The organism is Acaryochloris marina MBIC11017, from assembly GCF_000018105.1.
GTDB classification, from domain to species: domain Bacteria; phylum Cyanobacteriota; class Cyanobacteriia; order Thermosynechococcales; family Thermosynechococcaceae; genus Acaryochloris; species Acaryochloris marina.
Genome location: NC_009925.1, coordinates 3,641,215 through 3,666,401, shown reverse-complemented (window position 1 = coordinate 3,666,401; position 25,187 = coordinate 3,641,215). Strand labels below are relative to the sequence as shown.

Below are 25,187 nucleotides of genomic sequence, written 5' to 3'. Positions count from 1 at the left end.
ACAAAAGTTATTCATGAATTGTACTCAAAAATATCAATGAAGAATTTGGCCGTCAGCAAGTATTTATTAGATAATTATAAAGATTATTACCAAGATGGAGATAATCCTGAAGGGGATGGAGAGTGGCGACGAATTGGTGCAATCCCAAAAGTTGATAATATCATTCAACTGTGTAGAGATATTCCTCATAATTCCATCCTAGAAGTGGGGGCAGGAGAAGGCTCCGTTGTGAGTCGCATGGATGAAACTGGTTTTGCGACCGATCTGTATGCACTTGATATCTCAGCGTCGGGTATTGAACGCATCAAACAACGTAATATTCCCTCAATGCGGGAATGTCAGCTGTATGATGGTTATCAAATACCTTATGCAGACAACCATTTTGATATTGTTGTTCTTAGTCATGTGGTAGAGCACTTAGAATATCCCCGCTTACTCATTCAAGAGGCAAGTCGCGTCGGAAAAAGCTTGTTTGTTGAAGTTCCATTAGAACATACTTTGAAATTACCCAAAGATTTTGTGTTTAATCGCGTGGGTCATATCAATGTCTATACGCCACAAACTATCCGCCATCTGTTACAAAGTTGCGATTTGATAGTTTTAAAGCAGGTAGTTACAGCTCACTCTAAAGATGTCCACTTGCATGATCAAGGCAAGCAAGGAGCTATAAACTATGAAATCAAGCGATTATGCTTAAAGTTATTTCCTAAGTTAGCTGTTAATTTATTTACCTATAATTCTGCACTGCTTTGTCAGAAAAATTAGAAGCGCATTTGGTATGTGAGATTAGTTTCTTATGTTAACGGTATTCTCTTAGGGCAATAGATTTACGCTAGTGCTATGTTTGGATTATCAATTAAAAACTTAATACCTGACTTAAGATCAACTCTTGGCTTCCAACCAATATATTCTTTTAACTTGGAAATATCAGCACATAGATGTTGACGTTCTACTTTACGAATCCGAGCAGGATCAACTTCAATTTGAATTTTTTCGTTGATAGCTAACTCAAATGCTTCAACCACCTCTTGCACTGAATATTCTTGGCCACTACCAATATTAAAAGTATCTATATCAGTGCTAAATTGCTCTAAGAGTAACCGCAATGCTTGGCTCATATCAGCAGTATGAATGAAGTCCCGCTTTGGATCTAAGTTACCAAGTTGTATTGATCTCTTACCATTCATAATTTGCCGATGAATTTCTGGTATAAGGTGTGGATTAGTTTCCCTAGCGCCAAATGCATTAAAAAATCGACAGATAATGCTAGGTATTTTGGTCATTAGATAAAACTCATTCAGTAAATGTTCTCCTGCTAATTTACTTAATCCATAGATATCAAGTGGACTAGAAGAGACAGTCTCCGCAATGGGGTGATTGGTGTTAGGATAAACTGCTGCTGTCGAGGCAAAAAGAACTTTTTCTAAGCAATCCAATGAACGTAGTGCATCTAATATATTCATTGTCCCTTGAATATTGATATTCGAGGCTTCAAAAGGGTTTTGATTGCAATAGGGGATGAAATGTATAGCAGCTAAATGAATCACCCAATGGGGCTGAATATTCTTTATGATGCTGTTTAGATTTTTCCGATCCAGAATATCAGACAAGAAAAAATGATCATCTGAGATATTCAAAAGCTCTCGTTTCCCAAAGGATAAATTATCGATGACATAAACATCATAATTAGAAGCAACCAATTCAGGAAGTAGAGCTGAACCAATAAACCCGGCTCCACCTGTTACCAAGACTCGCTTCATATCTTATTCCCAATCATTGGCATTATGGCTCTTATCTGTAGTTCCTTGAAAAAATAATATAGTGAAAGAAAACATCGCAATTAATGTTAACCTCTCAACCTCTGGTAGTCATTTGGGTGGCGCAGCCATCGCCTCAGAATATCATAGTCGTAGTATGGCCAAGTATTTTGACATTGAGCTTTGGCGGATGTGGGATTGTGATGAAGAATTCGATATGGGGCCGTTGAAGATCAAGAGTTTCCAAAGTAGAACAAGATTTCCCCATCTCGAAAAATTTATGCCCCGTAGGGTCAGAGCATGTCTTCTAGACAGCAATATCCTGAATAATCTCTTATCTTATCGTCCCAGCATTGTGCATCTACATAACCCAATTCCAAGCTTCGCGTTTGAGAATATCGCTAAACAGGCTGCAAATTCAGGAATCAAGGTGGTTGCATCCACACATGGTTTTTTTGAAGTCATGCATCCCAACTATAGTCTGAAACGTTACGAAAAGTGGTTGTGGCAGCAAACGGTCACTCATCCTATTCGTAGAGCTTTAGGCTATATGGATGCAGTATTTGCTTTATATCCTGATGAGATAAAGATGTTACAAGAACAGGGCATTCCCAAACACAAGATTCACTTAATCCCCAATGGTGTGAATCCCTTTTTTCTGAAACCGCCACAGCAAGAAGACTATGTTCATGTCCAGGATAAGTTTGGGGTAAATACGACAAAGCCGATTCTCTTATTCATCGGTAACCATACGGCCAATAAAGGACTTGATACTGTCATGCGGGTCGCCAATCAGCTGTCTTCGCCTGCCACTATAGTAGTGGGCGGTAGACTTCTCTCACCAGATGAGCCAGACCAATGGGCTAAAGCGTTACCACCCAAGCCTGCTATTGATGTTGTATTTACTGATTACTTAACACTTGAAGAACAGCGAGCTTTCTATCATCTTGCAACATTGCTTCTCTTCCCAAGTGTGTCAGACACATTACCTCTAACTATTATTGAGGCTATGGCTTGTGAATTGCCGGTTGTTGCTTACGATGTGGGTGGTATCTCATACCAGTTGGCTCATGAGTCAGGTGTGGTGGTTCCCAAAGGCTTATTTACCGAATACTTACAGACGGTGGAAACCTTATTAAATGATCAGGATCGATGCCTATACCTTAGCGATAACGCCAAGATTCGTCAGCAGTCCATCTTTTCGTGGGAGTCAGCTGCAAACAAAACGCTCAGCGTTTATAAAAGCTTACTCATTTAAGGCCTGAGTATGAATCGCGTTGTCGTTTTAACAGAATTGTTTTATCCAGAAAGAACATCAACAGCTTATTTTCTAACTGCAATTGCTCAAGGACTGGTCACAGACTATCCAGTGATAGTCTTTACTGACGCTTCTCTATATGAAAGTCAAGCGTCAAGCTTGGCCTCATATGTTGTTGTAAAAGGGGTGGAAATTCATCGATGTTCTGGAACAGCATTCGATAAGAATTGGCTTCCTGGACGCCTAGTGAATGGTTGTACCCGTGCGATCGCAATCTTTTTACAAGCCTTATGGCAGTGCCATGCCAGTGATGTGGTCTTAGTCGTCACCAATCCACCACTCTTGCCCTTTATGGCATGGTTACTCAAAACGTTGAAGGGGTGTGAGTTTGTTCTCTTGGTGCATGATGTTTATCCCGAAGTGTTATCTGCTACGGGGCTTGTCCATAACCACTCTCTGGTCTATCGACTAGTGCAAAGGGGCAATCGTCTGGTTTATGCACAGGCTAGCCGCATCATTACGCTGGGGCGAGATATGCAAAAGCTAGTGGGTCAAAAATTTACTCAGCCTGTAGAGGGGAAGCTGGTTTGTATTCCCAATTGGGCTGAAACTGAGATGATTTATCCTGTTGATAAGCAGGACAGTACCCTTTTACAGCGCTTAAAGTTAGTCGATAAGTTTGTAGTGCTCTATGCAGGGAATATGGGCCGGACTCATGACTTAAACATCTTATTGGATGCAGCAAACATCCTAACGAAAACACATCCTCAGATTCATTTTTTGCTGATTGGGGCCGGGGCTCGGAAGCCAGAGGTGGAAGCGAGGGTACAAGAGCAAAAATTGCAGAATGTCACGGTGTTACCGTACTTGCCTCATGAGGAAAAAAATGTGGCCCTTAATTCTTGTGATGTGGGAGTCATCTCATTTGTACCAGGGATGGCAGGAGTGTCAGTACCCAGCCGGATGTACAATCAGATGGCTGCGGGCAAACCATTGATTGCGATCGCAGATCATGAATCTGAATTAGCAAAAGTCATTCAAGAAGAAGGTATTGGTTGGTTAGTTTCACCTCATGATGGTGATCAATTGGTTAAACTCTTAACTCAAATCGTGAATGATTCAGAATTATGTAACGACATGGGACACAAAGCAGCGCAAGCTGTTTTATGTAAATATCAGCTCAAACATGCTGTAAGTAAGTATCAATCACTTTTTCGAGAGTTAATTCCAAAAACAACCTCTCTAGCCCAAGAAACACTAAAGAAATGAAATAGGCGCTTACTCCAACTTAACTGAAAGCTCATAGCAGCATGGCCATATCACAGTTATAAGAGAAACGCTGGAGCTGTTCTGTTTGGGCAGAACAATACTCAGCAGTACTTAAACAACTATCGGGTTTTCAGGGCTTTCAAGTCACTTGGAACAGCCTTAGCTCTTTAGAAATGTGAGCTATATTGGTCGGTTTTCAGATGCTCAAAGATATCGACTTGCAAACTAGTCATAATCCCGTGCTATTGTAGTCCAAGCAATAAGGGGGCGTGGCGGAATGGTAGACGCTACGGACTTAGAAAGCTGAGCCTTACAGGAGAAATCTTGTAAGTGAATGCTCTCAAACTCAGGGAAACCTAAATCTGAACTTTCAGACAAGGCAATCCTGAGCCAAGCCAAGTCATAGATGATTTGGAAGGTGCAGAGACTCGACGGGAGCTACCCTCACGCTACTCAAAGCTAATCCTTGAAGTATGGCGCGGGTAAAGGGAGAGTCCAATTCTCAAAACCACATTGGCAGCTGCGAAAGCAGCGGGAGAATGAAAATCCGTTGACCGGTAAGGTCGTGAGGGTTCAAGTCCCTCCGCCCCCATTACAGATCAAAAGAACCTCAGCAAATAGGCTGAGGTTCTTTTTGTTATGAGCAAAAATTTTGAGGTGCTTTTCCCGCAACGCCGTCTTACCTCAGTTTTTGACCTGGAATCATCCAGGTGGGAGTTGAAAACATCGATTTAAAGTTTCCAAGTACAAGCTTGGTCTACTGCTATCGAGCAAATGGCTCCCTAGCGTTAAAGGTATAGATCAAAAAACAATATTGGCAGTCACCAACGTCGCAGGAATCGCTAGTGGGCATTGTAACAGGGATTTCTGTATCAGCCCACATAAAGTCAGGAGTTCGGTAAATACCTGAGCCTGACACAATTAGGATGCCCCCGTTACAATCAGCTTCAGGCACATTAGGAAACAAATATGTCAAACCATCCATCTACTCAGGCCTCTGACTCATCCATCTCACCAGAGATCACCATCGCCACAGCCCGTAAACTCGTAGAACAATTAACTATTACGTCTGGAGACTGGCACCGACTTAAAACCAATCGTCGAGCTAGAGCCTTAGAACAGGCAGCTACAGCGATTGTGTTTCTCCTCAATGATCAGTCTGAAGAAGGCTTACTTCGCTTACAGCAAGCTGTAGGTTGGCTGGATCGATCCATTAGTGCGCCGCCTTGTCCCACCCATGGACATGGTTCACAGAGCACCTCCAAAGCTCCACCCAATTAGTCATTAGCTTTGAATTCACTGTTAAATAGCGCAGCTCAAGGCCTTAAGTATTTGTAAGCTGGCACCAATAACAGATGAAGGCATCTAGAATTCAAGCAAAGATAGCCTAGCGCTTGAGTATGAAACTCGGAAAAGTTGTTAAATCAGATTCACATTGCGACTACGTCATCCAAGTAGATGATGACATGGAAGTCTTGACCCCTCCTCGACCCGATGATTATGGGTTTGGCTGCTTCGTCAAGCTAGAAACTGAAGAACGGCATTGGGCTGTGGGGCTGGTCTATAACTCTCAATTATTTAATCCTGCCTATCTCAGTTCAGGACCACGCTTAGTCAGTCAGCCGGATCCCTTCTTTACACCCGATTTAATTCGAGAAACTCGAACCTTGCTCTGGTGTGTTCTTATCGGCGTGCTGGTTCAGGACCAGTCAGATGCTTACGGCGATCAAGGTATTCCCAGCTTGGTTGTCCCGGTGAATACGCCAGTGTGGACGATGAGTACAGACGATATCCATGCCTTTCATTTAGATCGTACGCATCAACCCCAATTTGGCTATTACAGCCATCTATTAAGGTCTGGAGGGGCTTTTGCCTCACAACTTGTTGAGCAGGTCCTCGGGCAAATTAGTCCCTTGTTTGACGGTAGCGATCGTAGGGCTCTCGATATTTTGCGTAAAGAGTTGTCCTGGAAACATACGATGGGCTTAATGAAATAGGGTTATGGTTCAAGAAAAGGTTCTCTAAAAATACACAATAAAAAACCGACAAACTGAACCAAGTCTGCCGGCGTACTGTGTGTTCCCCATTGACGACTCAGATAGCACCGAGTCTCTTGTAGTATGGCAATTGAAGACAGGTCCAGGCAGGATGTGGATCACGAAGTCTGCGTGATCCTTATCACTATCGATACTGTTGGTAAAACACAGTCTATTTTTCTATGCTGAGCGAGCCGCAACAAGACGGTCATTTACTGGTTTATCCACCCGCAAAACCCATTGGTCGAGCCAAACGCCTGCTCCACGTTAACGGTGTGACGAGTTCAGCGGAAAGACAGCTGCAGGATTTAGAAACCTTAGTCTGGTTAACCCTAGATCGTCCCCTTGACATCATCGGCATCCATAACAGTACCTCCGGGTATCGAGGTGATTTACTAGAGTCCATGATGGGCAAAGCCGAACTCGCCCAATTCTGGCCAGAGCGGCTCTCTACAGACAGCGACAAACGCCTGCAAAAGTATGCCGATATGCTGACACTTTTATGCGATCGCACCCTCCCTCCAGACGCCGACATTCTCGCCGAACTGCAGCAACAGCGGCAAGACCTAGCGATTACCCTAGGAGAAGCCGCTCAAAAGTTGCCTTTTGACCTAGAGATTATGCGGCGACTCCCCTTTATTCAAAACATGAATTGGGACGACTTCGAGGCGTATTTATATGGCAGTTATCCAGCAGGAGCCCCACGATCCATCTTTCGTCTAGCCTATGAAGTCGTGCACAGTATTCGAACAGGGTCAGAAGTCATCATTCTGGCCCACAGTCAGGGCAGTATTATTGCGACTCAAGCTCTCCATATCCTGCAAAGGTTTTTCCAGCCCTATACGAAGTGGATTGACGCTCTCCACTGCATTTTTTATGGTCCTGCGGTGATGGTGGATGATTTACCACCGCTTCTTCGACCCCAAACCGTCCTCATTCAGCATCGCCAAGATCTAGTCGCCGAAGCCTTTAGTAATCTTAGGCATGTCGATTTATGGACCAACCTGCAAAATCAAGTCAAATCCTTAATGGAACGGGCCGATAGCATTTTTGAGCTGGGTCAAGACGATTCTTTCCACAGCGCTCGGCACTATCTCGGCCAGCTAGAGACGCCAGATAGCAAGCAGGCAGCACAGTTGCTGCAACGCTTATTAATTGAAGACTGGCAAACCAACCCAGTTCTCAAAGCTCTGGGGTCGACGCGCATCATCCTAGAATCTCAGCCGCTATAAACACCATAATTTGTCGTTTTATTGCAATAGACTTGCGTTTTGTTTCAAGGGCCTGAGAATTCCAAAAGTTCTCGTTAGGCTAGCAATACGAAGGTTATCAGACCTTCACTAGACGGAACTTGGATAGCAAGATTATGACCATCGCTGCAAACAATCAACCCAATTCTCTAGCACAGACGAGTCCCCTCAATCTGTCCGTCGTCCAAGCCATCATGATTGTGACTGTCATGGCCTGGATCGGTGCCAGCGTCCTGATGGACTTTATCATCATGCCAGGGCTATATCTTTCTGGCATGATGTCAGACCCTGGATTTGCATCAGCTGGAGATATGATTTTCTCCATGTTTAATCGCGTTGAATTAGTGGCCGGAGCTGTCGTGCTATCGGGCACGTTGCTGTGGCGAGCCATCACTCCGCAACTGCCGTTGAGTAAAGCAGCTATTGTTCTGGCGACTATTTTACTCGCCATCCCCTTAATTTATACCTACGGCCTTACCCCACAAATGAGTGGCTTAGGAATTCAACTGTCTCTATTTGAATCTGTGGTTGTCCCCGACACAATGGATCAACTGCACTACGTGTACTGGAGTTTTGAAGTCTTGAAGCTTGCAGCCAGTGGCGTACTTTTATCTTGGGTATGGAAGCAGTCTCAACAAACCCTCGCCTAGCCTCATCAAATATCTAGCGAATCCTGCCTCATCATTTCCATTTCTTGATCCCATGCTTTTCAATCTTTGGCATGATTAGTAATGGAATTCACGATGAAACAGCATGGCCCGCCTTCAGTCCAAACCGTCTACTCCCACCTGGTTCGCAATCATCAAACTGTTGCGATGGGATAAACCAGAAGGCCGCTTAATCCTGATGATTCCGGCATTATGGGCCATTGTCCTGGCAGCCCAAGGTAAACCCTCTTTAGGGCTCGTTACTATCATCATTACCGGCAGTCTGGCCACCAGTGCTGCCGGTTGTGTTGTGAATGATTTGTGGGATCGCAATATTGATCCCCAGGTTCAACGCACGCGCAAGCGACCTTTAGCCGATCGGTCTCTGACCATTCGGGTGGGTTTAGCGATTGCTTTTCTTGCTTTTGCCTGTGCGTTTGGACTATCCCGATTCCTCAACCCTCTGAGTTTTGGGTTGTGCGTCGCTGCAGTTCCCGTGATTATCTGCTACCCATTAGCCAAGCGAGTGTTTCCAGTTCCACAATTAGTTTTGGCTATTGCTTGGGGCTTTTCAGTGCTGATTAGCTGGAGTGCAGCGGTTGGCAATCTTAGCCTGGGAGCCTGGCTGTTGTGGGCTGCGACAGTACTGTGGACGTTGGGCTTTGACACTATCTATGCCATGCCTGACCGCCCCGATGATCGGCGGCTGGGCATTAATTCCAGTGCGTTATTCTTTGGCAACTATGCCGAAGCTGCTATTGCCTGCTTTTTAGTAGCTACTGTTATCTGTTTAGGAATGCTGGGGTACGCCCTCAATCTCCACTTTGGGTATTGGACATCCCTAGGACTCAGTACCTATCTCTGGTGGCGGCAAATTTACCGACTCAGGCGTAAAAACCTAGTTCCTAGCGCCTATGGTCAGCTTTTTCGCCAAAACGTCTGGATCGGATTACTCTTATTAGTCGGCATGATTACCGGATCATTGCTGCGCTAGCTACCGCGCATCTGTATCTGAGATGTTAATCGCCACGGGAATATCGACGGGAGATTGGTCAATGGCAATCAAAAGATCCGAGGGCTTCAAGTTATCCGATGAAGAGTTAATGGCCACGGTAGAACTCTCTGCATTATCAGGATTCTGAGCTGTTTGGGGGACCAAAGATCCTCCCCCAGAGAAGAGGCTCGTTATCGCTGCGACACCCACAGCCGCTGCAGTTCCTACTGTCGCCCACAGGGCTAATTTTGGCTTGCGCTCTACTTGGGCGAACACCGCTTCTGCTGTTTGTTCCGCTGACGTCGAGGCAGGCACAGGGGTAGCCTGGAAGCCACGCTGGAGTTGCAGAAGTTGCTGATAGCACTGACTAAATTCAGGGTCAGTTGCTAGCCAAGCTTCTACTTGCTTCCGCTCAGCAGCAGAGGCCTCATCGTCCAGATAGGCACTCAGCAGCTCAAACCGATCAAATTCTATTGTTTTAATGTCATCCATAGCAGTATCTCACTTGCCCGATTGGGAGGTTTAGATGAAATAAATAAATGTCTCACCCTGATTAGTACAGAAGGTGATCAGTACGGTCATCTACCTGAGACAAAAAGCTGATACCAGGTCGGTATCTCAAGCAAGCGTTTCATGAATGAAAGCCTAGTTTAAATCTAACGTATGTTTAGGAGACCGACAAAGAAGTGTTAAAGGTTTTACTTCTATATCCTTAGAATGATCAACTTTGATGAAGAATTTAACGTCAACCTTTAAGATAATTTTGCAATTGCCCTTGTAGCCGCAAACGAGCTCGAGCAATCCGAGATTTAACCGTTCCCAAGGAAACACCCGTAATTTCAGCAATTTCTTCGTAGGCTAAGCCTTCAATTTCTCGCAAAACAATCGTGGTACGAAACGCTTCTGGGAGTTCTGAGATCGCATCATTAAGTTGACCGTAAAACTCATGGGTGGCCAAGCTTTCATCCGGTCCCGGCTCTCCTGACGCAATTTCCCAAGCAATATCACCATCTTCCATGGTCAGCCGTGCGTCCAGAGACAGGGGGCTGCGGTGGCGCTTACGCTTGCGAAGTTCGTCGTAGAACAAATTGGTGGTAATCCGACTCAACCACCCTCGGAACTTCGCTGGTTCCTTGAGACGGCTGATATTTCGATAGACTCGGATCCACACTTCTTGGGCTAAATCGGCGCGATCATCCCAATCGGGAGCGAGATGATACAGCACCCGATCGACATGAGACTGGTAGCGTCTGAGGAGTTCTGTAAAAGCAACACGATCGGGGCGCAACCCAGCTTGACAAAGTTGCACCAGCTCAGAGTTGCCAAGTTTCGCTGCTGGTATTTGCACGTGAGGTTCTGAATCCTCAACCCTAACCCTTGACCAAGATACCTGAAGACTGGCTGTCATGAATGGAATTGACCATAATTACACCTGCCCTTTCTGACGCAGGGGATAAATAGGGGGTTCCCATGACCGCAAGTTGGTTTCTTATAATGTGAGATACTTCACTAGCCTAGCGGCAGTTTCCCTTCATTGCTGAACTTTTCTTAGACCTTTATCCTTGGCTATGCAAACCATTGATTCTTCCTCTTCGGCTGCGACGACTGAGACCCTACAAATCGGTCATCGACAGTTCCAGTCAAGGTTAATGACCGGTACCGGCAAATATGACGATTTTGAAACGATGCGGCGCAGTATTGCGGCCAGTGGTTGTGAAATTGTGACTGTCGCTGTGCGTCGGGTGCAAACCAACGCCCCTGGACATCAAGGCTTAGCTGAAGCTGTGGATTGGAACAAGGTATGGATGCTCCCGAATACCGCTGGTTGCCAAACAGCAGAAGAGGCCGTTCGGGTCGCCCGGCTCGGTCGAGAAATGGCCAAGCTGTTAGGGCAAGAAGACAATAACTTTATCAAGCTAGAGGTGATCCCAGACTCTAAGTACTTGCTACCTGATCCCATCGGCACCTTGGAGGCGGCTGAACAATTGGTTAAAGAGGGGTTCGCTGTTCTGCCTTATATTAATGCCGATCCCCTGTTAGCTAAGCGCCTAGAAGAAGTCGGCTGTGCTACCGTCATGCCCCTTGGATCGCCTATTGGATCGGGGCAAGGGATCAAAAATATGGCCAATATTCAGATCATTATTGAGAATGCCACAGTACCAGTCGTCGTAGACGCCGGCATCGGTTCTCCCAGTGAAGCAGCACAAGCCATGGAGATGGGGGCTGATGCAGTGTTAATCAATACAGCCATTGCTAAAGCCCAAGATCCAGTGATGATGGCAACTGCCATGGGGATGGCCACCCAAGCAGGACGATTCGCCTACCAATCGGGACGCATCCCAGTCAAAGCCTATGCCAGTGCCAGTTCTCCCTTGGCGGGTCGAATTTCTAGCTAGGGAAGAAGTTTCTCTTTTCCGCGACTAGCTTATTAAAAAAATCTAAAGGCTCTTCTCACAACCTGAGGATAAAAAAAGAGATTATGACGTTCTCGTTACAGTAATGTTCGTTATAAAACGGATGAAAATGCTGTCACCACAAACATTTGGTGTTGTAGGCGGTCTGTTATAATTCGTGAAACTTAATGAACTTTCTTTAACTATGCCTTATACCACTGAAGACCGAGGTCTCGTCAATAATTTTGCCGTCGAGCCCAAATCCTATGCAGCCGAGCCTGCATCCGATCAAAAGAAAACACTCAATATGGCATTGACAGTCGGTGGTGTTCTCCTAGTGGTCGGTCTTTGTGCCTTTGCTGCCACGCTGTCTTAAGTACAGCTGTAGCAAACGAACTAGCATCTCTGTTTCTTCACCGTTTGGTATCGCCCATTCGTTAGTCATTCGTTACTTGAATGGGCCACTTGGCATACCGGTTTGATGATAGATTAGGGCTGAGCAGCGGTAGCCTGCTTACGTTTTGAGAATCAGCCAAATTCTGTCTTTTGTTCTAAACCTATGCCAGAAGAGCAACCTACCCCTGCGGAATCAGAAGCAGATATCAAGGAGCCCCAACCTAACCTTGAAAAACCCGACGCTTCTGATTCTGATAAAGCCTCCACCATCGATCCTCCTGCTCAGGCAGAGTCAACCGCTACGACTCCTGACTCATCTACCAAGGTAAAGCCTGCCGATACCCCTTCGGATTCACCCAAATCGGCTCCCAAGTCTTCTTCCCAAGCTGCAGAAAAAAAAGAGACTGTCTCTGCTGCGACCGATCGAACTGGCAAGCCGAAGGCTGACAAGCCCAAATCAGCAGGACCTAAGTCTGGCAAAGGGCCAAAAGCCACAGCTACCAAAGGAGACAAGTCTAAGGCCGACTCTGCTCAAGGCGATGTTGGCACTTCTCCAATTGAAGCCGTTCTGACCCAAATCGTCGGCACCGTCGGCAAGGTTCTAGGCTCTATCCTCTCTGCCATCGGCAATCAGGTCCAAAAGACCTCGTTTTACAGCAAAATAGAGCCTGTTGTTAAAGCCATTAGCTGGCTATGGAATAACGTTATTGTCACCCTCGGCAATGTGGTGATTAAGCCCATCTGGGGGATAGGACTGAAAATTCTGCGGGGTCGCTTCCCCAATGGATTAAAGTCATTCTCAGATCGGTTTTTAACGGTTGTTATTCTCAGCTTTGCAACCCTGATCTATTGGCTATTTTCATCCCTTATCCCCCCGAGTCAACCCGCCGTTCAGCAACCGCCAGCCCCCGCTCCGGTCGCGAAAGCGCCTGCTCCTGTTGCTCAACCTAACCCGGTCTCACCGCCTTCGACACCTGTTACAAAGGCTCCTGTCGAAGAGCCACCTCCCCCGCCTGAACCAGAGCGGAAACAAATTATTGAGGTACAGTCTCAGGTCGCCCAAGTGTTTGATCAATATTCTCAAGATATTGTTCAGTCTGTTCAAGCGAATTTCCAAGATGAACGATTAGTGATTAAGGTGAGCGATCGCTGGTTTGAATTGTCTCGTTCTGAACAAAATCAGTTGGGAACAGATGCCCTGGAAAGGAGCCGCAAACTGGACTTTCCCAAACTGGAAATTCGCGATCAAACGGATCAGCTCCTAGCCCGTGAGCCGGTAGTAGGGTCAAATATTATCGTGCTGCAGCGGCGCACTGCACCACCAGAGCTAACAACGGATAGCCCTGCTTAACAGTGTTCGCACCTAAAATATGGATTAACGCACCTATTAATTCAATAGGTACACAGTCTACCTATCGTCATTTCGGCACAGCGGCTGTGCGGTGAGTGGGCAAAATGCTTTAAGATTTGTAAAGAAATGCAACGATGTTGAGTGAGATTGGACCCAAAGCTGGGCATCGTTGGATCTAAATGCCCCAACCTACTCCCCCAAGAACCGTGAGACAGCGATTAACGGAAGGCAATGTTAGTGCCCAATTGATAAAACTTACCTTGCCGCTGGTGTGGGGGATTTTTACGATTGTTGCCTTCAATTTGGCAGACACCTATTTTGTAGGTCAGCTCGGTACTCAAGAACTGGCAGCCATGAGTTTCACCTTTCCCGTGGTCACAACGTTTGGCAGCTTAGCCATGGGATTGGGAACGGGAGCAGCTTCAATTATTGCCCGAGCGATTGGTGAAGGCGATCAAACCCGGGTACAGCGCTTTACCACCAATAGTTTGACGTTGGCTCTAGCTATTGTTGGGGTTTTTATTGTGGTGGGCCTATTGACGATTGATCCACTCTTCACGGCTTTGGGAGCAACGCCAGACGTTCTTCCCCTGGTGCGGGACTATATGCAGATCTGGTATCTGGGTATGATTTTCTTGGTGGTGCCGATGGTGGGGAACAGCGCCATCCGTGCAGCCGGGAATACGGCTACCCCCAGCATCATTATGACCGTCGCCGCGGGTATTAATATTGCCTTAGATCCCCTGTTTATCCTAGGTTTAGCGGGCTTACCGCGCTTAGAACTTCAGGGGGCCGCCATCGCAACAGTGATTGCCCGCGCCCTCACCTTTATTGCCTCTCTTGTTGTTCTCCATTTCAAAGAGCATCTGCTCTGCTTCCAACGCCCTAAGCTATCGGAGATGCTGAGATGCTGGTTGGATATCCTCCGTATTGGTCTGCCAGCAGCCATGACTAGTATGATTACACCTATTTCTGTGGGCATAATCACCAGTCTCCTGGCTTTTTATGGAGAAGAAGCTGTCGCCGCCTTTGGAGTAGCATCGCGAGTAGAATCATTCGCATTGATCACATTATTTGCCTTGGCAGCAAGTATGGGACCTTTTGTGGGGCAAAACTGGGGCGCCAAAGCTTATAGTCGGGTGCAGCGTTCCCTTAAAGTCAGCTTCCAGTTTTGTTTATTTTGGGGCATGTTGATGGCGGTGTTGTTGGCAGCCACCGGCAAGCAATTGGTGAGTTCGTTTAATGGCAACCCTGAGGTGGTTGCGATCGCAGCCCTATATCTCCTCATCGTGCCTATTACCTATGCTCCAGCAGGAATTATTCAAGTCTCCAGCGCCACCTTTAATGCCTTAGGTAAACCCATTCCTTCCGTGGTCATGACGGCCATCAGAATGTTTGTACTCTATATTCCGATGGCTTATTTAGGGTCACACTTCTTTGGTATTCAAGGCATTTTTATCGCCACGGGCCTGTCTAACCTTCTGACTGGGGTGGGTGCTTATTTTTGGAATCAAAGAACCTGCAATCTCCGACAAGCAGTACCGCTAGAATCTGCAGTATGATTCGAAGTCTTGTGTTGAACGTATTGGCATCACACCCCCTTCACAAAATTTGATATGAGTTCGAGCAATTTTTCAGGTGCATCTGCCCGAACCGAATGGCCAGAATTAGGGATAATGCCTAACTTGGCCTTCGGAATAGCTTGAGCAATCTCTTCCGAAAATTGGGGTGGGCAAATCCAATCTTGCTCAGCGCCGATCACTAGGGTTGGCGCGCAGATTTGAGGCAGGTCAGCTCGAATATCATAGGTTCTCAAAAAGCCTCCAAAAGCTTGATTGATCGCTTCAGGATTAAAAATCACTCGACGCCAAGCCTCCATCGACTTATCGAGATCGAACGTCAGAGAATAGAGCGGACCTAACAGTTGAAAATAGTCCTGGAGTTGCTGCTCAGATTCAAACTTGCCATCCCATAGCAGTTGGGCAATCGCTTGCTGCTCAGGGGTTCCATCTTTAGCTAGCTTTGCCTGGGCTAAGGCTAGAAAACGAGAATCAGCAGCGGTGACAACAGGAATCAACTGAGACACATGTCGAGGATAGCGGCTCGCATAGGCGAGGGCTACCATCCCACCATAGGAAAACCCAAGCAATCCAATCCGTTCTAGCCCTAAATGTTGGCGCAGTGCCTCCAGATCTTCAACATTATTGTCCAGAGTATAGGTCTCCGGATTACCCCGTGCCGAGCGACCATGCCCCCGATGGTCAAAATAGACGAGTTGAGCGATTTCACTGAGCGGCGATAGGACGGGGCGGCAGGTCGTATGATCGACTCCTGGCCCACCATGGATGACAAAGAATACGGGTTTTTGCTGGATGTGGGAGGTTGCGATCGCAAGTTCAGAACCTTCCACATCAAAGTAAAGTTCAGTGTCGCGAATTCTAGCCCGCATGGTGATTCCCTCATGCTTTTTCGACGACCAGACTTTAGATCTCTCAACGAAAATCTGCCAATTAACCTAAAGAGAAGGGGCTCCAATTGAGCCCCTTCTTTTACTGATTACTGGTCGCCTTCCAGATTGGCATTCAGCTTCTCAGCCACTTGATCGTCAATCAAGGTATCATCCCCAACTGCCGCAGGATCAATGCCAAGCATAGACCGCTGCTGTTCACCAGGCTTGCTGGGATCATAAGCAGGCCGTTCGCCAGAGAACGGTTTGACATCATTGATGTTGTAATTCCGCGCTGTGCGGTCATCAATCACATCATCATCATCCGTAAAGGGCATACCTTCAAAGGAAGGATCAGGTTCTCCTAAACCACCGTCATCATAGGAATTAAAACCTGTACCCGCAGGAATTAGGCGCCCAATAATCACATTCTCTTTCAAACCGCGCAACCAATCAGATTTGCCCTGAATCGCGGCTTCAGTTAGAACTCGAGTGGTTTCTTGGAAACTCGCAGCTGAGATAAAGCTATCCGTGTTCAAGGATGCTTTGGTAATCCCCAATAACACAGGCGTATATTCAGCCGGAGCACCACCCGTAATTGACATGGCTGCATTCACCTGTTCCACTTGGTACAGATCAATTAGCTCTCCTGGCAGCATCGTGGTATCACCCCCATCATCGATTCGGACCTTAGAGGTCATCTGACGGACCACCACTTCAATATGCTTATCCGCAATATCAATCCCCTGAGATTGATACACCGACTGCACACCATTGACTAAGAAATTTTGGACCTTCTGCAAACTTAGCAACGCAGATTCATAAACCCCTTTCGTCTCCCGGTGGAATCGGAAATAAATTTCCAGAATGTCATGGGGGTTCAGCGGACCATCGGTCACCGCTTCGCCCGCCTCAACCGTCTGACCATCCAAAACAATGGGGTTTTGCCCAGGTCCGATGGGATAGTCGGTAATAGTCCCATCCTGCTCAACAATTTTGACTTCGATACTGTCATCATCGTTGTAGATCACCTGGCAGGTTCCCGAGCGTTGCGCCAGGGTACACATCTCCTTAGGTTTGCGAGCTTCTAGCAACTCTTCAATTCGAGGTAGACCCTGGATAATATCTCCTGTCTTCGTGCGTTCAAACACCAACAGCGCTAAATTATCACCCCGCTGGACCAAATCCTGGTCATCAATTTGTAAGACCGCTCCGGGCGAAACCAAATAAGGGCGGGCAATCCGTAATGTCACTTGGCCATCTTGCACTTTAATAACCTGACAAGACTCGGCCACCGTCACGCCGGCAGCGACTTCATCCCCTGCTCTAAGGAGTTCTCCCTCAGAGGCAGACGTAGCTTTACCTTGAGTCTCAATCGTGATCAGATCATCATCTGTCATCAAGAGAATCCGGCGAGTTGCCTCATTCCCACTACGAATACCGCGGACTTTACCGCCTTGCTTCGCCTTAATTTCAGTCCGCGCAACCACAGCACCCGGATCGATTTGCTGCCCCTCTTCCACCAAGAGCCGTGTTTTGGTGCTTCCTTGGGTTTGATCTGCAGACACATCCCGGCGAATCACTAGGGTTTCTAAAATCACCAGCTGTAAACGAGAGACTTCTTCATCCTTTTCATCAGGCAAAATCTCAATATCAGCTGCAATTTGCGGCGCATCCGTATCAATTTCTAGTACTAATTGTGTCCGGAGTAAATCCACCCCTTCAACGGACTTCACACGTTCACCATCTTTGTAAGGAAGGCGCTGCACGGCCTTCAAACAAATCGCGCGACCTGCCTCATTAATGGACTCTTGGGACGGAACAGACGGTTGATCCGGCACAGGGAACTCAGTAACAGGTCTGAGAAGAACCGCCTCACCTTCCGGTGTTGTGACACATTCGATGTACCGCAGTTCATCCGTGCTTAATCCAGGCAATAACTCTTCCCCAGGATTTAACAGAGACTGATCTTTACCCTTGACTGCTTCTGGATCATCTACCAAATGCAGATCCCCAGGTTTGACCAACACTTCTCGTAAAATATCGTTTTTCTGGGTAACTTCCACTACCCCATTACTTTGGCAAAAGATATCTTTGACGACTTCTGTGCCTGCTTCAACATATTGGCCATCTTCGACCAACAGTAAAGAAATATCTTTATTCACCTCATGGGATTCTTCTGCAATCCAGAGCAGCGTCCCCCCCTGGGTCACTTCATACCCCTGCTTGGCTTTGCCTTTTTTAGTAACTTCAACGCCAGCATATTTAAGGATGCCACCGGTTTTAGTGCGATAGTGATCATCGATCAGCTCAGCAACCACTTGACCATTAATGACTTTAGTCCCTGGAGCCGCTTTCAATAAAAAGCGCTGCTTCTTCTGGGCTTCAATCACATACTGGTCACGGCCTTGAAGACTTTCCAGCCAGACTTTAGCTTGGTCCAGCAAAACAGAAGCCGTAATAATTTCAACCTCTCGGCCCCCTTTGCCTTCCTCCTGTACCGGCAGGCGAACAACGCCACCATGCTCAGTCACGAGTTTAGTCTCGGCTAAAACATCTTCTCCTTCAATGTAGTCGTCATTTTTAACAGTAGGCTCAGCACCCGGCGGTAAGTTATAGACTTCCCCCGACAAGACCCAAATCAAACCACCACGAGGCGCAATGCGCGTCGTATTACCCTGTCGGTCATGCTTCTCTTCAGGAACAAGGTTCGAGAATTGAACCTCTCCAGCTAGATCAGAGGCCACGTCTTTTGTCGCTTTTTCAGTAGTTTTGCGAACATTGCGTCCTGCAGCCGCCACTTCAGCCAACATCTGCCCCATTTTCACCGCTTGGCCATCCTTGACCAAGAGTGTCGAGTTTTGGGTAATTTCAAAAGTTTCAGTTTGATCGTCTCCTTCTAAGGTCAAACTCGTGCTCACCTCAGCAGTCAATGCATCTTCCCCATGGCGAGTTCTGAAGGGACGACTGCGCATCTTTTTAGGAAACTTGATTTTGCCGTTAAATGGCGCACGGATTTGGCGAGCCACTTCTCCAGTGAATACCCCACCTGTGTGGAAGGTTCTCATCGTTAGCTGTGTTCCAGGCTCACCAATAGATTGGGCCGCAATAATACCAACAGCTTCCCCAGTATCGACAAGGTGGGCATGAGCTAGACTCCAACCATAACAATGTTGGCAAACGGAGCGAGCTGCTTCACAGGTTAGGGGAGAGCGAACAACCACTTCTTCCACACCAGCCTTAGCAATCTCTTTGGCAATGGATTCTGAAACAGCCTCATTTTTAGGCAGAATCACTTCTCCCGTTTCAGGGTGAACCACTTCTTGCAGAACAACACGCCCTAACAACCGATTGGCTAAAGGAATCAAAACGCGATCGCCATCGGTCATACTCTGCACTGGAATCCCTCGCTGGGTTCCACAATCGAGTTCCCGAATAATCACGTCCTGAGAGACGTCCACCAAGCGGCGGGTAAGGTACCCAGAGTCAGCTGTTCTTAAGGCGGTATCAACCAAACCTTTACGGGCACCGTATGAGGAAATAATGTATTCCGTAACCGTTAAGCCCTCACGGAAGTTAGTCTTAATCGGTAAATCGATGATCTCTCCTTGAGGATCCGCCATCAGTCCGCGCATACCAACAAGCTGGCGGACCTGGGATAGGTTACCCCTCGCTCCTGAAAACGCCATCATATAGACTGAATTCAAGGGATTATTGGACTTGAAATTCTTAACCACCTCATCTTTGAGTTCTTCGCTGGTTCCGTTCCAGGTATCAATCACCTTTTGGAATCGCTCAACTTCAGTGATTTCACCGCGTGTGTAGCGATCTTCCGTCACTCGGATTTCTTCTTCAGCAGTCTCTAAAAGCCGTCGCTTACTCGGAGGAACTTGAAGGTCATCCACACTAATGGAAACCCCGGCCTTCGTCGCATATCGAAATCCTAGATCTTTCAAATGATCCGCCATTTCGGCGGTCCGAGCGGTTCCATAGTGGGTAAATGCCCAGTGAACCAGTGACTTCAGCTGACCTTTATTCACAATTTTGTTGCAAAAGGCTGGTGGAGTCGCCTCGCGAGGGGAATGGGTGGAATTTTCTGCCATAATCTGCTTCTCCAACTTAGCTAGCCAATGAATCCTGGATGGTTTTGTTGTAAATAATGCGACCAGGGGTCGTGCGAATATATTGCGAAATCAATGTCCCGTCTGCATCCTTGCGAATTCGACGAGAAGGGTAAGTTTGAGTGACAACGCCATCCGCAGAGGTTTCTACCTCAGGCTCAACGTCGTCTTCGCCATCATCTACTGGGCCGTCAAACCGCACCCAAACATAGGCATGTAAGTCAACTTGCTGCTGCTCATAAGCCATAATGGCATCGTCTAAACCCGCAAAATACTTGCCTGCCCCATTTTGCCGGCCTGGATTATCTGCAGTCAGATAGTAAGCTCCCAACACCATGTCCTGACTGGGCGTAACAATGGGACGCCCTGTTGCTGGCGACAGAATATTATTCGAGGCCAACATCAGAAGACGGGCTTCAGACTGAGCTTCAATGGACAGGGGCACATGCACCGCCATTTGGTCTCCGTCAAAGTCGGCGTTAAAGGCCGGGCAAACCAAGGGATGTAGCTGAATCGCTCGACCATCCACCAAGATGGGTTCAAACGCTTGAATTCCCAATCGGTGCAAGGTCGGCGCCCGGTTGAGCATCACTGGATGCCCTTCAATCACTTCTTCCAACACATCCCAGATAACGGGATCATTACGCTGAATCAGACGCTTAGCCGCTTTGATGTTATTCACTAAACCTTGGCCAATCAAACGGTGAATGACAAAGGGCTGAAAGAGTTCAATTGCCATCTCTTTGGGTAAGCCGCACTGGTGCATTTTTAGCTTGGGACCCACGACGATCACAGAACGACCGGAGTAGTCAACCCGTTTACCCAGAAGGTTCTGACGGAAACGACCTTGCTTTCCTTCAATGATATCAGACAAGGATTTTAAGGGACGGTTATTCGCTCCCACCACGGTTCGACCTCGGCGGCCGTTGTCGATCAAGGCATCCACCGCCTCTTGCAACATCCGTTTCTCATTTCGAACGATAATCTCTGGAGCTAAAATCTCTTGCAATCGAGCGAGGCGATTATTGCGGTTAATCACTCGACGGTACAGATCATTGAGGTCAGAGGTGGCAAATCGTCCACCATCCAACTGCACCATTGGTCTCAAATCTGGTGGAATCACTGGGATCACGCTCAGAACCATCCAATCGGTTTGAGAGCCTGTTCCTACAAAGTTATCGATGACCCGCAATCGCTTAATCAGCTTGGCTCTTTTCTGGCCCTTAGCGTTGCCAATGTCCTCTCTCAGAGTTTCAGCTTCTGTTTCAAGCTTGATGTCCTGGAGCAGTCTTTGCACAGCCTCAGCACCAATGCCGACTTCAATCCCTTCTAGCTGAGAATCCTCGCTATAGATTTGATCCTCAATTTCTATCCACTGATCTTCCGTTAGGAGTTGCTTATAGGACAAGGTATCTGCGTTGCCTGGATCCAAAACCACATAGGCATTGAAATAAACAATCTGCTCTACATCCCGCAGAGGCATGTCCAGCAACGTAGCCATATAGCTAGGAATACCTTTCAAGTACCAAACGTGGGTCACGGGAGCGGCTAATTTAATGTAGCCCATGCGATGTCGTCGCACCCGCGATTCAGTCACCTCGACGCCACAGCGCTCACAGACGATACCTCGGTGCCGAACCCGCTTATATTTGCCACAGTGACATTCCCAATCCTTGGCAGGACCAAAGATCCGCTCACAAAATAGACCATCCATCTCCGGTTTTAAGGTTCGGTAGTTGATGGTTTCTGGTTTGGTGACTTCACCGACCACTTGGTTATTGGGTAAGGTACGCTCCCCCCACTGCCGGATCCGTTCCGGAGAGGCTAGCCCAATTTTGACGTAGTCAAATCGTTGTTCGAGCTTTGGCATCGCGATTAGCTTCCTCTTGTTCCTTGCTAAATATGCTTCGAAATAAATTGGGTTGAAGGGATCATCCGTTCAACCCTACTGTCCGGCAGACAATTAACTTTCCCCTTCTTCCATATCAATCCGGGAGAACGATTCATAGGTGGGACGGGAGGGAGTGCGCTTGTGGCTGACATCAGCCATCAAGTCAACTTCCATATCTCGACTGCCACCATCATCTTCCGTTTCAATTTTGTGAACTGCGATATCCAAACATAGAGATTGCAGCTCTCGCATCAACACCTTGAAGGATTCAGGCGTTCCAGGTCGGGGAATCGCTTGGCCTTTCACAATGGCATTCAGCGCTTCATTACGCCCTTGCATATCGTCGGATTTGACCGTTAGGAGTTCTTGCAAGGTGTAGGCTGCCCCAAAGGCTTCCAAGGCCCACACTTCCATTTCACCAAATCGCTGTCCACCCTGCTGAGCTTTACCACCCAAAGGCTGCTGAGTCACCAAGGAGTAAGGGCCAGTAGACCGGGCGTGAATCTTATCATCCACCAAGTGAACAAGCTTCAACATATAGGCTTTACCGACCGTGACCGGTTGGTCAAAGGGTTCCCCAGTCCGCCCATCAAACACCTGCAGTTTGCCTGGTTTTTCAGGGTCATAAAGCCAATCTTTGCCTGTTTTCTGTTGGGCTTCCTCTAGCTTGCCGTGAACCGTACTTCGAGATGCCTCTTCTCCATGCATTTCATCAAAGGGAGTCAATTTGAAGCGGGTATTTAGATTTTGCCCCGCCCAACCCAGAAGGCACTCAAAGACTTGCCCCACATTCATTCGGGAAGGCACACCTAGGGGATTCAATACGAGGTCAACCGGAGTGCCATCCGCGAGATACGGCATATCTTCAATCGGCAAGATACGGGAGATAATCCCTTTATTGCCGTGACGACCGGCCATCTTGTCACCCACCTGGAGTTTGCGTTTTTGAGCGACATAAACACGAACCACCATATTGGCACCGGGGGGCAGTTCATCCCCTTGCTCACGGGTAAAGACCCGTACATCAACCACCCGGCCTTTTTCACCATTGGGTACTCTTAGGGAGTTATCCCGCACATCTCTGGCTTTTTCACCAAAGATCGCTCGTAGCAACTTTTCCTCAGGAGGCTGATCTGATTCGCCCTTGGGCGTAACTTTACCCACCAAAATGTCGCCGGCTTCGACCCAAGCACCAATCCGAATAATGCCATTCTCATCCAGTTGCCGGAGAGAATCTTCACCCACGTTGGGAATTTCTCGGGTAATTTCTTCTGGGCCTAGCTTGGTTTGCCGTGCTTCAATTTCAAATTTCTCGATGTGGATGGAGGTATACACATCATCACGAACCAACCGCTCACTCACGAGGATGGCATCTTCATAGTTGTAGCCTTCCCAGGGCATATAGACCACGAGGATATTCTGGCCCAATGCCAATTCCCCGCCTTCTGTTGCCGAGCCATCCGCAATAATTTGACCTTCTCGCACCTGATCACCCACGAACACAATAGGGCGTTGGTTTAAGCAAGTATCCTGGTTAGAGCGCTGATATTTTTGAATTAAATACTCGTTTTCATTCCCTTCAAGGTCTCGAATGTGAATGGAATCTGCGGAGACATAGGTGACCTCACCATCAGTCTGGCTGATAATCACCATCCCTGAGTCACGAGCTGCCTGAGCTTCTAGCCCGGTACCCACCAAAGGGCGCTCCGGCTGTAACAAGGGGACGGCTTGCCGCTGCATGTTCGATCCCATTAATGCTCGGTTGGCATCATCATGCTCTAGGAACGGAATCAAAGAGGTTGCCACCGAAATAATCTGCACGGGAGAGACCGCCACATAGTCCACTTCTTCCGGGGATGTGGTGGTGAAGTCCTGACGATAGCGCACAGGCACAATCTCACCTTGGATATACCCCTCGGCATCCATGGGGATATCCCCAGGTGCAACCCGCAAATCATCTTCTTCATCAGCAGTCATATACTGCGGAGCTTGTTCTTTTAGAACTCGACCATGTTCAACTGGGTAGAAGGGAGTTTCGATAAATCCATAGGGATTGACCCGAGCATGAGTGGCCAAGGAACCAATTAGACCCGCGTTAGGACCTTCAGGAGTCTCAATCGGGCAAATTCGGCCATAGTGACTGGGGTGAATATCACGAACCGCAAAGCCTGCACGTTCCCGAGTCAATCCCCCTGGGCCCAGGGCACTGAGTCGACGCTTGTGGGTCAGCTCTGCCAGAGGATTAGTCTGGTCCATAAATTGGGACAGTTGGCTGGAACCAAAAAATTCTTTAATCGCCGCCACCAAGGGTTTGGGATTAACCAAAGATGCAGGGGTCAAGGACTCCACATCAGACACTGTCATCCGCTCTTTGATGATCCGCTCTAGGCGGTTGAGACCAACGCGAACTTGGTTCTGCAACAGTTCGCCCACAGAGCGAACCCGACGATTTCCTAAGTGGTCGATGTCATCCACAGAACCGATATCAAATTCCAAATTGATTAAGTAATCAATGGCGGCTAAGATATCGTCTGGCGTCAACACCCGCGTGGGCTCAGGGGTATTGAGACGAAGTTTCTTGTTGAGTTTATAGCGACCGACTCGACCTAAGTCATATCGCTTGGGGTCAAAGAATCGGGACTCTAGCAGCTGGGTACCCCCACTAACCGTGGGAGGCTCACCAGGACGGAGTTTTCGGTAAAGTTCTAGAAGAGCTTCCTCTTCACCAAATTGACCTTCTTTATCAATGGTCTTTTGATAATATTCCGGGTGGCGAAGGCGATCAAAAATTTCACCATCGCTCAGCCCTAAAGCCTTGAGAAGAACTTGGGCCGATAGCTTACGGGTTTTATCAATTCGCACCCAGACTAGACTATTTTTATCAGTCTCAAATTTTAACCAGGCACCCCGGTTAGGGATGAGGCTGGCATTGTAGGTTCGGCGACCATTTTTATCCGTTTCAGATTTGTAATAAACCCCAGGACTACGAACAATCTGGTTAACAATAACCCGCTCAGCACCGTTAATAATAAAGGTGCCTCGCTCGGTCATCAGGGGCAGGTCACCAATAAAGACCTCTTGTTCTTTAATTTCGCCCGTTTCTTTATTGATTAAACGAGTCGGAACGTACATCTGCACCCCATAGGTGCTGTCCCGCCGTTTGGCCTCGTCTACATCATACTTGGGGCGTTTGAGCTTATAGTTTTTGGCTAAAAAGTGCAGCTCTATTTTGCCGGTATAGTCTGAGATGGGGGAGAAACTTTCTAGTTCCTCGATCAATCCTTCTTTCAAAAATGAACGAAAACTTTCCCGCTGAATTTCAACTAAGTCAGGTAAAGTGAAGGCGGGTTGAGTGTAGATCGAGTTAGTCATACAGCT

19 protein-coding genes, 1 tRNA gene and 1 other RNA gene are annotated in these 25,187 nt (G+C 47.5%); 13 read left to right on the top strand and 8 right to left on the bottom strand.

What is annotated here, in order from left to right; genetic code table 11:
* Window positions 1–36 precede the first annotated feature (36 nt).
* A complete protein-coding gene (locus AM1_RS16360) occupies window positions 37–765 on the top strand; it encodes a class I SAM-dependent methyltransferase (protein WP_012163993.1) in 729 nt (242 codons plus the stop codon).
* 62 nt (window positions 766–827) lie between these two features.
* Here the strand turns inward: AM1_RS16360 and AM1_RS16355 are convergent, their stop codons facing one another.
* Entirely contained in the window at window positions 828–1,760 is a 933-nt protein-coding gene (locus AM1_RS16355; RefSeq protein WP_012163992.1) for an NAD-dependent epimerase/dehydratase family protein, read from the bottom strand.
* A gap of 61 nt (window positions 1,761–1,821) precedes the next feature.
* On the opposite strand from AM1_RS16355, the gene AM1_RS16350 reads away from it, so the two are divergent.
* From AM1_RS16350 to AM1_RS41065, 3 genes are all read left to right on the top strand, one after another.
* Window positions 1,822–3,015 (top strand): glycosyltransferase family 4 protein, encoded by a 1,194-nt coding sequence (locus tag AM1_RS16350; protein ID WP_012163991.1) that lies wholly within the window; start codon window positions 1,822–1,824, stop codon window positions 3,013–3,015.
* 9 nt (window positions 3,016–3,024) lie between these two features.
* Window positions 3,025–4,284 (top strand): glycosyltransferase family 4 protein, encoded by a 1,260-nt coding sequence (locus tag AM1_RS16345; RefSeq protein ID WP_012163990.1) that lies wholly within the window; start codon window positions 3,025–3,027, stop codon window positions 4,282–4,284.
* Between the two features lie 515 nt (window positions 4,285–4,799).
* A tRNA-Phe gene (locus AM1_RS41065) sits at window positions 4,800–4,876 on the top strand.
* Window positions 4,877–4,943: 67 nt separating this feature from the next.
* On the opposite strand, the gene ssrS is transcribed toward AM1_RS41065, so the two are convergent.
* A non-coding RNA gene (gene ssrS / locus AM1_RS38250) (6S RNA) lies at window positions 4,944–5,126 on the bottom strand.
* Between the two features lie 127 nt (window positions 5,127–5,253).
* Between ssrS and AM1_RS16340 the strand changes: the two genes are divergently transcribed.
* From AM1_RS16340 to AM1_RS16320, 5 genes are all read left to right on the top strand, one after another.
* Complete coding sequence (locus AM1_RS16340) at window positions 5,254–5,565, top strand: DUF6439 family protein (RefSeq protein WP_012163989.1); 312 nt, start codon at window positions 5,254–5,256, stop codon at window positions 5,563–5,565.
* 119 nt (window positions 5,566–5,684) lie between these two features.
* Window positions 5,685–6,281: a hypothetical protein gene (locus AM1_RS16335; protein WP_012163988.1), complete on the top strand. Its 597-nt coding sequence runs from the start codon at window positions 5,685–5,687 to the stop codon at window positions 6,279–6,281.
* Window positions 6,282–6,502: 221 nt separating this feature from the next.
* The gene (locus AM1_RS16330) at window positions 6,503–7,552 is read left to right on the top strand and encodes a hypothetical protein (protein ID WP_012163987.1); all 1,050 of its coding nucleotides are present in this window, start codon (window positions 6,503–6,505) and stop codon (window positions 7,550–7,552) included.
* A 134-nt stretch (window positions 7,553–7,686) separates the two neighbouring features.
* On the top strand, window positions 7,687–8,220 hold the full coding sequence (locus AM1_RS16325) for a hypothetical protein (protein WP_012163986.1): 534 nt from the start codon (window positions 7,687–7,689) through the stop codon (window positions 8,218–8,220).
* Between the two features lie 103 nt (window positions 8,221–8,323).
* Complete coding sequence (locus AM1_RS16320; protein WP_012163985.1) at window positions 8,324–9,211, top strand: 4-hydroxybenzoate solanesyltransferase; 888 nt, start codon at window positions 8,324–8,326, stop codon at window positions 9,209–9,211.
* Here the strand turns inward: AM1_RS16320 and AM1_RS16315 are convergent, their stop codons facing one another.
* Window positions 9,212–9,703: an anti-sigma factor family protein gene (locus tag AM1_RS16315; RefSeq protein ID WP_012163984.1), complete on the bottom strand. Its 492-nt coding sequence runs from the start codon at window positions 9,701–9,703 to the stop codon at window positions 9,212–9,214.
* Window positions 9,704–9,956: 253 nt separating this feature from the next.
* Window positions 9,957–10,619, bottom strand: a complete 663-nt coding sequence (locus AM1_RS16310) for a sigma-70 family RNA polymerase sigma factor (protein WP_012163983.1) — start codon at window positions 10,617–10,619, stop codon at window positions 9,957–9,959.
* Window positions 10,620–10,779: 160 nt separating this feature from the next.
* On the opposite strand from AM1_RS16310, the gene AM1_RS16305 reads away from it, so the two are divergent.
* The 4 genes from AM1_RS16305 to AM1_RS16295 all read left to right on the top strand — a co-directional run bounded on the left by AM1_RS16305 (window position 10,780) and on the right by AM1_RS16295 (window position 14,913).
* The gene (locus AM1_RS16305) at window positions 10,780–11,607 is read left to right on the top strand and encodes a thiazole synthase (protein WP_012163982.1); all 828 of its coding nucleotides are present in this window, start codon (window positions 10,780–10,782) and stop codon (window positions 11,605–11,607) included.
* Window positions 11,608–11,809: 202 nt separating this feature from the next.
* A complete protein-coding gene (gene psb34 / locus AM1_RS41060; protein WP_012163981.1) occupies window positions 11,810–11,980 on the top strand; it encodes a photosystem II assembly protein Psb34 in 171 nt (56 codons plus the stop codon).
* A 183-nt stretch (window positions 11,981–12,163) separates the two neighbouring features.
* Entirely contained in the window at window positions 12,164–13,351 is a 1,188-nt protein-coding gene (locus AM1_RS16300; protein WP_012163980.1) for a hypothetical protein, read from the top strand.
* Between the two features lie 179 nt (window positions 13,352–13,530).
* Window positions 13,531–14,913 (top strand): MATE family efflux transporter, encoded by a 1,383-nt coding sequence (locus tag AM1_RS16295; RefSeq protein ID WP_012163979.1) that lies wholly within the window; start codon window positions 13,531–13,533, stop codon window positions 14,911–14,913.
* Window positions 14,914–14,942: 29 nt separating this feature from the next.
* Here the strand turns inward: AM1_RS16295 and AM1_RS16290 are convergent, their stop codons facing one another.
* The 4 genes from AM1_RS16290 to rpoB all read right to left on the bottom strand — a co-directional run bounded on the left by AM1_RS16290 (window position 14,943) and on the right by rpoB (window position 25,181).
* On the bottom strand, window positions 14,943–15,800 hold the full coding sequence (locus AM1_RS16290) for an alpha/beta fold hydrolase (protein ID WP_012163978.1): 858 nt from the start codon (window positions 15,798–15,800) through the stop codon (window positions 14,943–14,945).
* A 107-nt stretch (window positions 15,801–15,907) separates the two neighbouring features.
* Window positions 15,908–19,900, bottom strand: a complete 3,993-nt coding sequence (locus tag AM1_RS16285) for a DNA-directed RNA polymerase subunit beta' (RefSeq protein ID WP_012163977.1) — start codon at window positions 19,898–19,900, stop codon at window positions 15,908–15,910.
* 16 nt (window positions 19,901–19,916) lie between these two features.
* On the bottom strand, window positions 19,917–21,788 hold the full coding sequence (locus tag AM1_RS43980; protein WP_012163976.1) for a DNA-directed RNA polymerase subunit gamma: 1,872 nt from the start codon (window positions 21,786–21,788) through the stop codon (window positions 19,917–19,919).
* Between the two features lie 93 nt (window positions 21,789–21,881).
* Window positions 21,882–25,181 (bottom strand): DNA-directed RNA polymerase subunit beta, encoded by a 3,300-nt coding sequence (gene rpoB / locus AM1_RS16275; protein WP_012163975.1) that lies wholly within the window; start codon window positions 25,179–25,181, stop codon window positions 21,882–21,884.
* Window positions 25,182–25,187: the final 6 nt, after the last annotated feature.